General features: G+C 71.1%; 10 protein-coding genes and 1 other RNA gene. 4 read left to right on the top strand and 7 right to left on the bottom strand.

Features of this window, described 5'->3' with window-relative positions; all coding sequences use genetic code 11:
* Positions 1-66: 66 nt before the first annotated feature.
* The gene (locus tag ACFXDJ_RS24390; RefSeq protein WP_384654087.1) at positions 67-1098 is read right to left on the bottom strand and encodes a LysR family transcriptional regulator; all 1032 of its coding nucleotides are present in this window, start codon (positions 1096-1098) and stop codon (positions 67-69) included.
* A 94-nt stretch (positions 1099-1192) separates the two neighbouring features.
* On the opposite strand from ACFXDJ_RS24390, the gene ACFXDJ_RS24385 reads away from it, so the two are divergent.
* On the top strand, positions 1193-2494 hold the full coding sequence (locus ACFXDJ_RS24385) for an MFS transporter (RefSeq protein ID WP_384654089.1): 1302 nt from the start codon (positions 1193-1195) through the stop codon (positions 2492-2494).
* 511 nt (positions 2495-3005) lie between these two features.
* Entirely contained in the window at positions 3006-5078 is a 2073-nt protein-coding gene (locus ACFXDJ_RS24380) for a PIG-L family deacetylase (protein WP_384654091.1), read from the top strand.
* Between the two features lie 78 nt (positions 5079-5156).
* Here the strand turns inward: ACFXDJ_RS24380 and ssrA are convergent.
* The 5 genes from ssrA to ftsE all read right to left on the bottom strand — a co-directional run bounded on the left by ssrA (position 5157) and on the right by ftsE (position 9130).
* Positions 5157-5545, bottom strand: a transfer-messenger RNA (tmRNA) gene (ssrA, locus tag ACFXDJ_RS24375).
* A 147-nt stretch (positions 5546-5692) separates the two neighbouring features.
* Positions 5693-6178, bottom strand: a complete 486-nt coding sequence (smpB, locus tag ACFXDJ_RS24370; protein WP_266908355.1) for an SsrA-binding protein SmpB — start codon at positions 6176-6178, stop codon at positions 5693-5695.
* 18 nt (positions 6179-6196) lie between these two features.
* A complete protein-coding gene (locus tag ACFXDJ_RS24365) occupies positions 6197-7435 on the bottom strand; it encodes a S41 family peptidase (RefSeq protein ID WP_384654094.1) in 1239 nt (412 codons plus the stop codon).
* Between the two features lie 67 nt (positions 7436-7502).
* Positions 7503-8423 (bottom strand): permease-like cell division protein FtsX, encoded by a 921-nt coding sequence (gene ftsX, locus ACFXDJ_RS24360; protein WP_384654096.1) that lies wholly within the window; start codon positions 8421-8423, stop codon positions 7503-7505.
* Between the two features lie 17 nt (positions 8424-8440).
* On the bottom strand, positions 8441-9130 hold the full coding sequence (ftsE, locus tag ACFXDJ_RS24355; protein WP_330296637.1) for a cell division ATP-binding protein FtsE: 690 nt from the start codon (positions 9128-9130) through the stop codon (positions 8441-8443).
* A 224-nt stretch (positions 9131-9354) separates the two neighbouring features.
* On the opposite strand from ftsE, the gene ACFXDJ_RS24350 reads away from it, so the two are divergent.
* Positions 9355-9549 carry a hypothetical protein gene (locus ACFXDJ_RS24350; RefSeq protein ID WP_384654097.1) on the top strand — a complete coding sequence of 65 codons (195 nt, stop codon included), beginning with the start codon at positions 9355-9357 and terminating at the stop codon, positions 9547-9549.
* An 88-nt stretch (positions 9550-9637) separates the two neighbouring features.
* Here ACFXDJ_RS24350 and prfB read toward each other — a convergent pair whose 3' ends face one another.
* On the bottom strand, positions 9638-10747 hold the full coding sequence (gene prfB, locus ACFXDJ_RS24345) for a peptide chain release factor 2 (protein WP_384654099.1): 1110 nt from the start codon (positions 10745-10747) through the stop codon (positions 9638-9640).
* A 317-nt stretch (positions 10748-11064) separates the two neighbouring features.
* On the opposite strand from prfB, the gene ACFXDJ_RS24340 reads away from it, so the two are divergent.
* Positions 11065-12075 (top strand): isopenicillin N synthase family dioxygenase, encoded by a 1011-nt coding sequence (locus tag ACFXDJ_RS24340; RefSeq protein ID WP_384654101.1) that lies wholly within the window; start codon positions 11065-11067, stop codon positions 12073-12075.
* Positions 12076-12078: the final 3 nt, after the last annotated feature.

The raw sequence follows: 12078 nt of genomic DNA, 5'->3' as shown, positions 1-12078 counted from the left end.
GACGACCGTAGAAACGGCTCGTTTCGGCCCCGGTCCCCGCCGGATGACCGCCGGGAAACCTTGCACTCACCCGCCGCCGGGGCCCGGTGTGAGCGCGGCCGTGGGCTTGACCGGCACCGCACCCCTGGGCTTGACCGCCGCCGAGCCCGCGAGCGCGGGCAGCCAGCTGTCCGGGGGCACCTCCAGCCAGCCCTGCCCGGCGGCGAGTTCCGCAGCGGCGGCGCGCAGCGCGTCCAGTCCGGGGTGGGCGAAGCCCTCGCGCCACACCATCGACAGCGGCGACAGCGGCACCGGGCCGCTCAGCGGCCGTTTCACGCAGCCGGGCAGGTCCACGAAGCCCACCGTGGCCAGGACCGGGTTCCCGGTCTTGGCCATGACCCGGCGGAACTCGTCCTTGCCGACCGCCACCGGCGCGGGCGGCGCCGCCTCGATCCCCCGCCCGGCGAACAGCTCGCGCGCCAGCCCGGTCCACTCCAAGGTCCGCGGATTGCCGGCCCCCGCGTACACGGTCTCCCCCGCGAGCGCCTCCAGCGGTACGTGTTCCAGCGCGGCCAGCGCGTGCGAGTCGGGCAGCAGCACCGCGAGCGGCTCGTACCGTACGGGCAGCTGCGCGAGGCGGGCCCGCAGCGCCGGGGCGAGGCCGTCGGCGTACCCGAAGGAGACGTCGAGGCGACCGGCGGCGATCTCGGCGGCGGCGTGGGTGAGCCCGGATTCGAAACGGGCCATCAGCTCGCAGTCGGGGGCGAGTTCGCGGGCCCGGTCCAGGACGGTGCGGGCGGTGCCGGGGCCGTCGGTGTTGAGGTCGACGAGCAGCGGGCGCGATCCGCCGTCCCCGGCGAAGGCGGCGGCCAGCTCCTCGTGGGCGGCCAGCACCCGGCGGGCCAGGGGCAGCAGCCGCTCCCCGTCCGCGGTCAGCTCGACGGCGCGGGTGGTGCGGACGAACAGGGGCGAGCCCAGGGCCCGTTCGAGGCGGCGCACGTCCCGGCTCAGGGCCTGCTGGGCGAGGTACAGCCGGGCGGCGGCGCGGGTGAAGTGCAGCTCCTCGGCCACCGCGAGGAAGCCGCGCAGCAGCCGGGGGTCCAGATCTCGGGGCGTCACCCCAGGAGACTAACGGCGATTGACAACGAGAACCGGTGAATCGAGCCCGAACAGGTGTTGGACCAGCGGCGGCCCGCGCCCCGAGCCTTGTGCCATGCCCACCACGACCACGACCGCGCCGCCCGGATCCCCCGGCCCCTCCGGCCCGCTGATGACGGTCACCGGGACCACCCTGGTCCTCGCCACCGCCCCGGCGGCCCCGGCCCGCCCGGCCCGGGCCCCCGGCCCGTACCGGCGGCTGTTCGCCCTCCCCGGCACCCGCGGGTTCACCATCGGGAACCTCATCGCCCGCCTCCCCATGGGCATGTTCGGGATCAGCGCCGTCATGATGATCGCGGGCCAGCGCGGCTCGTACGCCCTCGCCGGCGCCGTGGTCGCGGCCGGGCTGGCCGCCACCGCGGTCGTGGCGCCCTGGACGGCCCGGTTGGTGGACCGGCACGGGCAGGCGCGCGTCGCCGTCCCCGCCACCCTGATCGCGGTCCTCGGATCCCTCTCCCTGATCGCGTGCGTCCGCACCCAGGCCCCGGCCTGGACCCTGTTCGCCTCCTACGCCGCCACCGCGACCACCCCCAACATCGGCGGCATGTCCCGCGCCCGCTGGACCCACCTGCTGGGGGGCGACCCCGCCGCGCACCACACGGCGATGTCCTTCGAACAGGCCGCCGACGAACTGGCGTACATGCTCGGCCCGGTGGCCGCCGCGTTCCTCTGCACCGCCGTCTTCCCCGAAGCGGGCACGCTCACGGGCGCCGCGCTGCTCCTCACCGGAATGCTGGTCTTCACCGCCCACCGCGGCACGGAGCCCCCGCCGTCCCCGCCGTCCCGCTCCGGCGCCCGCCTGCGCGGCCTGCTCCCGCTGCTCCCCCTCTTCCTCGCCCTCGGCGCGATGTTCGGCTCCCTGGAGATCACCTCCGTGGCCCACCTCGGAGCCCACGGCCTCGGCGCGCTCTCGGGCCCGGTCCTCGCCCTCCAGGCGGCGGGCTCCTGCGCGGCCGGCCTGCTCTACGGAACCCTCCGCCCGCGCGGACTCCCCACCTGCCTGGCCGCCCTGGCCGGGGCCATGACCCTCCCCTGGGCGGCGGCGGCCACCGGCTCGGTGCTCCTCCTGGCCCTGGCGCTGCTGCTGGCCGGCATGGCCACGGCCCCGGTCATGGTCACCGCGATGTCCCGGATCCACACGGTGACCCCGCCGGGCCGCCTCAACGAGGGCATGACCCTGGCCGTCACCGCGATCTTCGCGGGCATCGCGGCCGGGTCCGCGACCGCCGGCTCCGCCATCGACCACCTGGGCCCGACAGCCCCGTACGCCCTCCCGACGGCGGCGGCCCTGCTGGCACTGCTCATCGGCGCAGGTGACGGCCACCGTCGGGCCGGTGTCGTACCTCCCGCGGCGTGAGCGCGCCGCGAACAACCTCGAATGAATTCGGAATCCGGTCCGCCGTTTACGTCAAGGCAATGCGTTCCCCGAGCGACGGCTCCGCGTTCCTGCCTGCCACGCCGCGCCGTTAAGACGGCCCGTCCAAGGAGTCGCGGAGATTTCACGATATTGAGGAACCCAGCGCCCCTCAATTCCATCTCCTAGATCAGATTCCCTGGCCCAGGTGCGTCATTCCCGTCTGGCGCCGACCGTCGGCATCCGCCTGCTGGTTCAGCCGACCGCGTCGCCAGGGCGTCACGACCACCACGACGGGGCTGGGGAGAATCACCGTGTACGCCATCGAGACAGCCATGGGCGCCTTCGGACGGGCAACCGTCGCACGCGCCTGCCCGACCAGTGCCGAGCCGTCCGGGTCGAGGACCCCCTCCCCGGCGCTCCTGACCAAGGCGTCGACCCCTCTGATCTGACGCGGGCACCGTCCCCGCGCGCAGCACTCCGGCAGTGACGCACCATCAACGAAAGCAATCCCATGAGCCTTCCCCTGACCAAGGTCCGCTCCATCGCCCGGCGACTTCGGGGCGCCGTCTCTCCCGCTGCGGCAATCCAGAGCCGCCGGCCTCCCGTTCTGCAAGGCCGGGTGACCGGCCCCTTCGCCTCCTCCGTCGGAACGCACGTGCAGATCTGCGCCCACCCGGACGACGACCTGTTCTTCATGGCGCCCGATCTCTTCCACGCCGTCGCCGCCGGGGCCGAGGTGGTCAGCGTGTATCTCGTCGCGGGCGAGGCGGACGGGCGCAACGCCCCGCTCGGCAAGAACGGCCGTGACGATCTGGCGGTCGATTACGAGGGGTACGTGGCCGCCCGCCAGCGCGGTCTGCGCGCGGCGTACGCGGACGCGGCGCGCGCTGACGCGACGGCCCCCTGGACGTGCGAGGCGTATCGCACGTCGAGCGGTTTCCAGGTGGAACGGGCCACCTTGGGAGGCGAGGGTCCCCTCGTCACTCTCTATTTCTTCAACCTGGCGATGGCGGGCGGCCCCCCGCCCATGCGCCTGCACACCCTTTGGACGGGAGAGATCGAGGAACAGTGGGCCCGGCGCCCAAACGGTTCGCCGTTGCCGGACGTGCACAACGCGATCACCCGGGAGGGGCTCCTGGACGCCCTGGTCGACCTCCTGGCCGAGCACCGGCCCACGGTGGTGCGCACGCTCGACCCGGACCCGGACCACGCCACTTACGACAACGGCCGGGTCACCTACCACGACCACCAGGAGCACACCGCGGCCGCGCTGTTCGCCTTCGAGGCACTGCGTCGCTACGACACCCGGGCGCCGCAGGACGCACCCGTGGTCGAGGGCTACCGGGGTTACGGCAACAAGGTCTGGCCGGACAACCTGAGCGAGCCGACGTTTCAGGACAAGACGCGTCGCCTCAACATCTACGGAGGAAAGGACGGCCGCCGGCGCCAGCACGGCATCGACCCCGGCGACTTCCAACTCGGCGACCGCGCGCACCGCAAGCCGTACGGCCGGAGCACGTACGCGCGCTATTCCCACTCCTCGACATGGCTGCGGCAGGACGGCGGCGGCGCTCTCACGGCCTTCACCGTGCTCAACGGCAACCCCGTCCAGTGGCGTGAGCACGACGGGGCCCTCACCCGCGCCCCGTTGGGCACCGGAGCCCCCGAAGGGGGCGTGTTCTCACCCCAGTTGAACGTCGTCGCCACCGATGACGGGCTGCTGCACGTGTTCGGCGTCCACATGTCGCTGGCGGCGGGCCGCTACGAGCACCGCCGCGACGTCATGCTCGTCTCCCAGGAGGAGCCGGGCGGCCCCTTCGGTAGCTGGCAGAACCTCGGGAACCCGTACAACACCGAGGGCCTCAACCCGATCAAGCGCAGGGAGGTCGGCCAGCCCGAACCGGCCGCTCTGCCCGGCGGGCGCCTCGAATTCGTCGTACGCAACTTCGGCCACGGCCTGAGCCACCGCCGCCAGGAGCCCACCGGAGCCTGGAGCCCCTGGCGCGACCTGGGAGGGACCGTCCAGGAAGGCGTCGCCTGGGAGACGTCCCCCGACGGCGCCGTCGAGTTGTACGCCCCGGGCTCCGACCAGATCATCCGCTGGAACCGGGACAAGGCGCCGTCCCCCTTCAACCGCGGCGACGCGCTCCCCTTCCCCGCCCCCGCGGGACCCGTCACCTATCTGGCGGTGGATCAGGAACGCTCCCTGCTGCTCGTGCGTGAGCCTGGCACCGGCCGGATCCTGTGCTACCACCGGCCGAGCCCGGAGGGGCCCTGGCGGGCCGAGCCGCAGGCGCTCGGCGGCCACGGCGGTTCCGGCCCCGTCACCGCAACCCGGACCCCCGACGGCAGGATCGCCCTGGCCGCCCGCAACGACGGCGGCACCATCAGTTTCGCCTGGCTCCCGGAAGGCGCGGAGGAAACGGCGCCCACTTGGATCGCGTCGGGCCCGCTGTCGGCACACGCGCCCTCTTCGGCACTGACCTCGGACGGCCGCGTGGCGACCGCGGTCCTCGGCGTGGACGCACGCCTGCATCTGGCCCGTTGGACCCCGGGGACCCCCTCGCCCGTATGGGGAGGATGACCGGCGCGACTCCCGCGTCGGGGCATGCGAAAAGCCCCTGACCTGGCGACGTAATCGCAGGTCAGGGGCCACATGGGGTGGTGGAGATGGCGGGAATCGAACCCGCGTCCAACGGTGCAGAAGTAGGGCTTCTCCGAGCGCATTCCGCTGCGCTTTTCTCGGCCCCGGAGATCACACGGACAAGTCTCCGACGGGCTCAGTCACTGTTTGATTTCCCTCAAGCCCCCGCGACCGGAGCTAGAGGTTTAGATCCCTTGTTGACGCCAGGATCCGGACCGGGACCACTTCCGGGCTGACGCTCCTCACAGAGGCTTCAGCTCACTGTTATTAGGCAGCGAGGGTGAAGCGGGAGTTATCGCTCTTGGAGTTGGCGATTATTGTTTGCGACATATGGTTAACGAGATCATTGCCGCTTTCTCGGCTCGCTTCCCCTACATCGACATCCGCTGTCGAAACCGATCATCCCCATGTTTCACGCTATTCAGTTAGGCAACAAAGTCCGGCGGCTCCACCGGTCGTACCGGTCTCGCCAGGCCTTGTTCTCGCAGCCACCACCCGCAAGCGCGTGGTGCTAGCGCCATCCTACGCGAAGTGGACCACGCTGTGCCAGGAGATTAAAGCTGGCCGCGCTCCTTGCGCTTCACCGCCGAGATCACCCGGTTCGTCTCGCGCGTGTCCTGCTTCTCCCGCAGCGACTGCCGCTTGTCGTACTCCTTCTTGCCCTTCGCGAGCGCGATCTCGATCTTCGCCCGGCCGTCCTTGAAGTACAGGGCCAACGGCACGATCGTGTTGCCCGTCTCCCCCGTCTTCGAGTCCAGCTTGTCGATCTCCTCGCGGTGCAGGAGGAGCTTGCGCTTGCGGCGCGCGCTGTGGTTGGTCCAGGTGCCCTGGCTGTACTCCGGCACGTGCACGTTGTAGAGCCAGGCTTCGCCGCTCTCCACCGACACGAAGCCGTCCACCAGCGAGGCACGGCCCTGGCGCAGGGACTTGACCTCGGTACCGGTGAGCACGAGACCGCACTCGTAGGTGTCGATGATCGTGTAGTCGTGCCGCGCCTTCTTGTTCTGGGCGATCAGCTTGCGCCCTGTTTCCTTAGCCATAGTGCGGCCATTTTCGCACTACGGACCCACACCGATGCCACTCAATACCGTCCGGGCCCGGTCCTCCACCCCGTCCGCCGCCGCCAGGTCCGGGGCGATGCCGCCGCCGTCCAGGCTGCGGCCCGCCGGAGTGCGGTACGTGCCCACCGTCAGCTCCGCCACCGAACCGTCCGGGAGCCGGGTCGGCATCTGCACCGAGCCCTTGCCGAAGGTGCGGGTGCCGACGGCCACCGCGCGGCCCCGGTCCTGGAGGGCGCCGGTCACCAGCTCGGCCGCGCTCATCGTGCCGCCGTCGATCAGCGCCACCAGCGGCCGGGCCGTGTCCCCGCCCGGGGCCGCGTAGAGGGCGTGCTGGGCGCCGCGCACGTCGTACGTGGCCACGAGCCCGCCGTCCAGGAAGGCCGAGGCGGCCGTCACCGCCTCGGTGACCAGACCGCCCGTGTTGCCGCGCAGGTCCAGCATGACCCCGCCACCGGGCGGCGCGGCGCGGACGGCGGCCCGGACGCTGTCACCCGAACCCCGGGTGAAGGAGGCCACCTTGATGACGGTGATCCCGCCGGGGATCTCCCGTACGGTCACCGGCTCGGCGCGCAGTTCCTCGCGCCGCACGGTCTCGGTGAGGTCCACGCCGCCGCGGGTCAGGTTCAGGACGACCGGGGTGCCAACGGCCCCGCGCAGCAGGGCCACCACCTCGGCGACGCGCAGGCCGGTCACGCCCTGCCCGTCGATGCTCAGCAGCCGGTCCCCGGCGCGCAGGCCGGCCCGGGCCGCGGGACCGCCCGGCTGGACCCGGTCCACCTCGATGCGGCCGTCGCGCAGGCGCCCGGCCCACAGGCCGACCCCGGTCCAGTGGCCGTCCAGGTCGTCGGAGAAGGCCTCGTACTCGCTCTGGTCGTAGACCATGCCCCAGCGGTCCCCGCTGCGGCTGACCACGTCCTCGGCGGCCTTCTTGGCGGACTTGCCCTCGGCGACGGCCTCGGCGGCCGCCCCGGCCACCGCGTCGCGGTCGGCGGTGGCCGTCCCGCGGGGCTCCGCGGAGCCCCCGGGCCCACCGGGGCGCCGCGGCGCCGCAGGCCCCGTACGGGCCACCAGGACGGACGGGGCCGCGGAGGGATCCCCGCGATCGCCCTCCCGGTCCCAGCTGCCCGTGCACGCGCCGGCGCCGACGGCCGCGCAGAAGGCCAACGTCAAAACGGCCCCGCGACGCAGGTCGCGGGGCCGGAGACAGAAGGCGGGGATACGCGGCAGACGCGGCATGGCGCCGAGTCTAGGACAAGCCCCGCGGCGGTACGGGTCGTTGACCGGACCGCCCACGGGGCACTTGTCACACCTTCAGGTACTTGCGCAACGCGATGAACGCGGCGAGTGCGGGCATCAGCAGCCCGATGACGAGCACCAGCGGCAGCTTGGTCAGGACCGAGTCCCAGCCGATGAAGTTGATGAGCTCCATCCTCCCGCGCAGCCCGAACCCGTGGTCGATCACGAAGTACTGGCCGGCGCCGAGCATGCCGCAGGCGATGAGGGCCCCGATGAGGCCGGCGAAGGCGGCCTCCATGATGAACGGCACCTGGATGTAGAAGCTGGAGGCGCCCACCAGCCGCATGATCCCGGTCTCGCGCCGACGGCTGAAGGCCGAGACGCGCACGGTGTTGACGATCAGCAGCAGCGCCACGATCAGCATGATCAGCATGATCCCGAGGGCGGCCACGTTGAGTGCGCCGAGCAGCTTGAAGAGGCTGTCCAGCAGGCTGCGCTGGTCCTCGACCGACTGGACCCCGTCCCGGCCGGAGAACGAGGTGGTGATGACCTTGTACTTCTCCGGGTCCTTGAGCTTCACCCGGAGGGATTCCTGCATCTGGTCCGGGGTGATGGAAGCGGCCAGGGCGGTGTGCCCGTACTGCTCCTGGTAGTGCTTGAAGGCCTCGTCGGCGGACTCGTACGTGACCTTGTCGACCAGTTCCATCTTTTCGAGCTCGGTCTGGATGGCCTGCTTCTGCTCGGGGGTGACCGCCCCCTTCCCGCAGACCCCGCCGGCGCCCTCCGCGTCGTTCTTGTTGCAGAGGTAGACCGTGACGTTGGCCTTGTCGTACCAGTAGCCCTTCATCTTGCTCACCTGGTCGCGCATGAGCAGTGAGCCGCCGAACAGGGCCAGCGACAGGGATACGGAAATGATGACCGCGAAGGTCATGGTCAGATTGCGGCGGAGACCGACCCCGATCTCCGACATGACGAACTGGGCGCGCATCGCGTCTCAGGAGCCTTTCAGTGCTGGTAGCCGTAGACGCCGCGCGACTGGTCGCGGACGAGACGGCCCTGCTCGAGTTCGATGACGCGCTTGCGCATCTGGTCGACGATCTGCTGGTCGTGGGTCGCCATGATCACGGTGGTGCCGGTCCGGTTGATCCGGTCCAGCAGCTTCATGATCCCGACGGAGGTCTGGGGGTCCAGGTTGCCGGTGGGCTCGTCCGCGATCAGCAGGGCCGGGCGGTTGACGAAGGCGCGGGCGATGGCCACGCGCTGCTGCTCACCACCGGAGAGCTCGCCGGGCATCCGGTCCTCCTTGCCGCCGAGGCCGACGAGTTCGAGGACCTGCGGGACGGCCTTCTTGATCTCGCCGCGCGGTCTGCCGATGACCTCCTGGGCGAAGGCCACGTTGTCGGCCACCGACTTGTTGGGCAGGAGCCGGAAGTCCTGGAACACGGTCCCCAACTGGCGCCGCATGTGCGGAACCTTCCAGTTGGAGAGCCTGGCGAGGTCCTTGCCCAGGACGTGCACCTGGCCTTGGCTCGCCCGCTCCTCACGCAGGATGAGCCGCATGAAGGTGGACTTGCCGGAGCCGGAGGAACCGACCAGGAAGACGAACTCGCCCTTCGCGATGTCCAGGGAGACATCTCTGAGTGCGGGACGGCTCTGCTTCGGGTAGGACTTGGAGACGTTGTCGAATCGGATCACGGGTGCACCACGGTCGCCGGGAGTAGGTGTGCGTGACCATACGCGAACGGGCGCGAGGTGTGGACCCGGCGTCCGGAGTTGCCCGATATATCCCCTGGTCCCCGGCGTGCGCGACCGTGATTGCCCGGACGGGCCGCGCCTAATGTCTCCGGAGCTGGCACAGTGGTAGGGGAACGGAGTCGTTCCCGCTGCCGTTGTACCCGAGGGGACGAGAGGAGGAGCGCATGACATATGACCGGCTCGTGTGCGCGAACTGCGCCGCACCCGTGGACCAGGGCCGCTGCCCGGTATGCCGGGCGAACCGCCAGCGCCTCCAGCAGGAGGGCCCCTTTTCCGGCGGCCTGAACCCGATGGCGCTCATCGCGCTGCTCGTGATCCTGGTGGCCGCGCTCGCACTGGTGGCCCAGCACACGGCGTAGCTCCTCAGCCGCCACGTACCGATCAGACGCGACAGCGAAGGGCCCGGACACCTGAGAGGCGTCCGGGCCCTTCCCTTACGTGCCGTGCTTACGCGGTCTGCTCCTGCTGCTTGCGCCAGCGGATACCGGCCTCCAGGAAGCCGTCGATCTCGCCGTCGAGCACCGCCTGCGGGTTGCCGACCTCGAACTCCGTCCGGAGGTCCTTGACCATCTGGTACGGGTGCAGGACATAGGACCGCATCTGGTTGCCCCAGGAGCTTCCGCCGTCCTTGAGGGCGTCCATCTTGTCCTTCTCCTCCTGGCGGCGCCGCTCCAGCAGCTTGGCCTGGAGGACGTTCATCGCGCTCGCCTTGTTCTGGATCTGCGAGCGCTCGTTCTGGCAGGAGACCACGATGCCGGTCGGGAGGTGCGTGATGCGCACCGCCGAGTCGGTCGTGTTGACGCCCTGGCCGCCGGGGCCCGAGGCGCGGTAGACGTCCACGCGCAGCTCGGCCTCGTCGATCTCGACGTGGTCGCTGGTCTCGACGACCGGCAGCACCTCGACGCCCGCGAAGGAGGTCTGGCGGCGCCCCTGGTTGTCGAAGGGCGAGATCCGGACAAGGCGGTGGGTGCCCTGCTCGACCGAGAGCGTGCCGTAGGCGTACGGGGCCTTGACCACGAAGGTGGTCGACTTGATGCCGGCCTCTTCCGCGTACGAGGTCTCGTAGATCTCGGTCGGGTAGCCGTGGCGCTCGGCCCAGCGCAGGTACATGCGCTGCAGGCGCTCGGCGAAGTCGGAGGCGTCCACGCCGCCGGCCTCGGCACGGATGTTGACCAGCGCCTCGCGCTCGGCGTACTCGCCGGAGAGCAGGGTGCGGACCTCCATCTCGTCCAGCGCCTTGCGCACGGAGACCAGCTCGGTCTCCGCCTCCGCGAGGGTGTCCGCGTCGTCCATCTCCACGGCGAGCTCGAAGAGCACCGCGAGGTCGTCGATGCGCCCGCGCAGGCTCTCGGTCTTGCGGACCTCGGCCTGGAGGTGCGAAAGCTTGCTCGTGATCTTCTGGGCGGCGTCCGGGTCGTCCCACAGGGACGGCGCGGCGGCCTGCTCCTCAAGCACGGCGATATCTGCCCTCAGCTTGTCGAGGTCCAGGACGGCCTCGATCGACCCCATGGTCGAGGAGAGGGACTTCAGCTCTTCGGAAACATCGACGACTGCCACGGGTCCAGCGTAGCCGGTCCCGGGAGGCGCCTCTCCGGCCAGGCCGGATCACCCGTATTGGCGGCGGATCGTACGGGCGTACGCTCACCGTATGACTGTCCTCGTCCTCATCAAGCGCCGCCATGTGGACCACATGCGCGTCACGACGACGAGCTGTCCGCCGCCGGACCCGCACCAAGCCTGATCCACCCCGATCCGACTTGGTCCTGTACGTGGCCTCGCGGTCCCGGCGCCAACCCCTGCCGGCGGCCCCTCCCCTGCCACGGCCCCCGCCATCCTTGGGGACAGGACCCCGTGACATCCGAAACGGAGCCGTCATGCCGTCCGCGCACTCTTCCGACTCTCTCCCGGTCCTGGACCTCTCCCGGGCCGATGATCCGGCCCTCCGCGACTCCTTCCGCAAGGAGCTGCACGCCGCCGCCCGCGACAGCGGATTCCTGCACCTCACCGGGCACGGCGTCACCGCCGCCGAAACCTCCCGCGTACTGGAGCTGACCAGGGCCTTCTTCGCGCTCCCGGAGGCCGACCGGCTGGCCGTGAGCAATCTGAACTCCCCGCACTTCCGCGGCTACACCCGCATCGGGCACGAGCTGACCGGCGGCGCCTCCGACTGGCGGGACCAACTGGACGTGGGCGCGGAGCGGCCCGCGCCGGTGGTGGGACCGGACGACCCGGCGTACCTGTGGCTGGAGGGCCCCAACCAGTGGCCCCGGGCGCTTCCGGAGCTACGGGACGTGGTGCTGGGGTGGCAGTCCCGGCTGGCGGCGGTCGCCCACCGCCTGCTCCAGGAGCTGCTGGCCTCGATCGGCGCCCCCTCCGACTTCTTCGACTCCGCCTTCGCGGACCGCCCCCACCTGCACACGAAGCTGATCCGCTACCCGGGATCGGCCCCCTCGGGCGCGGACCAGGGGGTCGGGGCCCACAAGGACTACGGATTCCTGACCCTGCTGCTCCAGGACTCGGTGGGCGGGCTGCAGGTGGTCCGGGACGGGGGCTTCCTGGACGTTCCCCCGCTGCCGGGGGCGTTCGTGGTCAACCTCGGCGAGCTGCTGGAGATCGCGACGGAGGGGTACCTGACGGCCACGGACCACCGGGTGGTCAGCCCGGCCGGCGGGGTGGAGCGGTACTCGGTGCCGTTCTTCTACAACCCGCGCCTGGACGCCGTGATCGAGACGGTCCCGGGCGACTACCTCCGCTCGGCCCCGGGGCTCGCGCACGACGCGTCGAACCCGCTGCACGCGGAGTACGGCCGCAACGAGCTCAAGGGCTGGGTCCGCGCCCACCCGTCGGTGGCGCGACGCTGGCACCCGGAACTGGTCGGCGCGTAGCCA

It is taken from the genome of Streptomyces sp. NPDC059443, assembly GCF_042750105.1.
Taxonomy (GTDB): Bacteria; Actinomycetota; Actinomycetes; order Streptomycetales; family Streptomycetaceae; genus Streptomyces.
Note: the sequence above shows the minus strand (reverse complement) of the source record. Positions and strands in the feature narration are given on the sequence as shown.

Coding starts and splice junctions, on each gene's coding strand:
- ACFXDJ_RS24340 (WP_384654101.1), top strand. CDS start 11,065: ATGCCGTCCGCGCACTCTTCCGACTCTCTCCCGGTCCTGGACCTCTCC.
- ACFXDJ_RS24380 (WP_384654091.1), top strand. CDS start 3,006: ATGAGCCTTCCCCTGACCAAGGTCCGCTCCATCGCCCGGCGACTTCGG.
- ACFXDJ_RS24385 (WP_384654089.1), top strand. CDS start 1,193: ATGCCCACCACGACCACGACCGCGCCGCCCGGATCCCCCGGCCCCTCC.
- ftsX (WP_384654096.1), bottom strand. CDS start 8,423: ATGCGCGCCCAGTTCGTCATGTCGGAGATCGGGGTCGGTCTCCGCCGC.
- smpB (WP_266908355.1), bottom strand. CDS start 6,178: ATGGCTAAGGAAACAGGGCGCAAGCTGATCGCCCAGAACAAGAAGGCG.
- ACFXDJ_RS24365 (WP_384654094.1), bottom strand. CDS start 7,435: ATGCCGCGTCTGCCGCGTATCCCCGCCTTCTGTCTCCGGCCCCGCGAC.
- ACFXDJ_RS24350 (WP_384654097.1), top strand. CDS start 9,355: ATGACATATGACCGGCTCGTGTGCGCGAACTGCGCCGCACCCGTGGAC.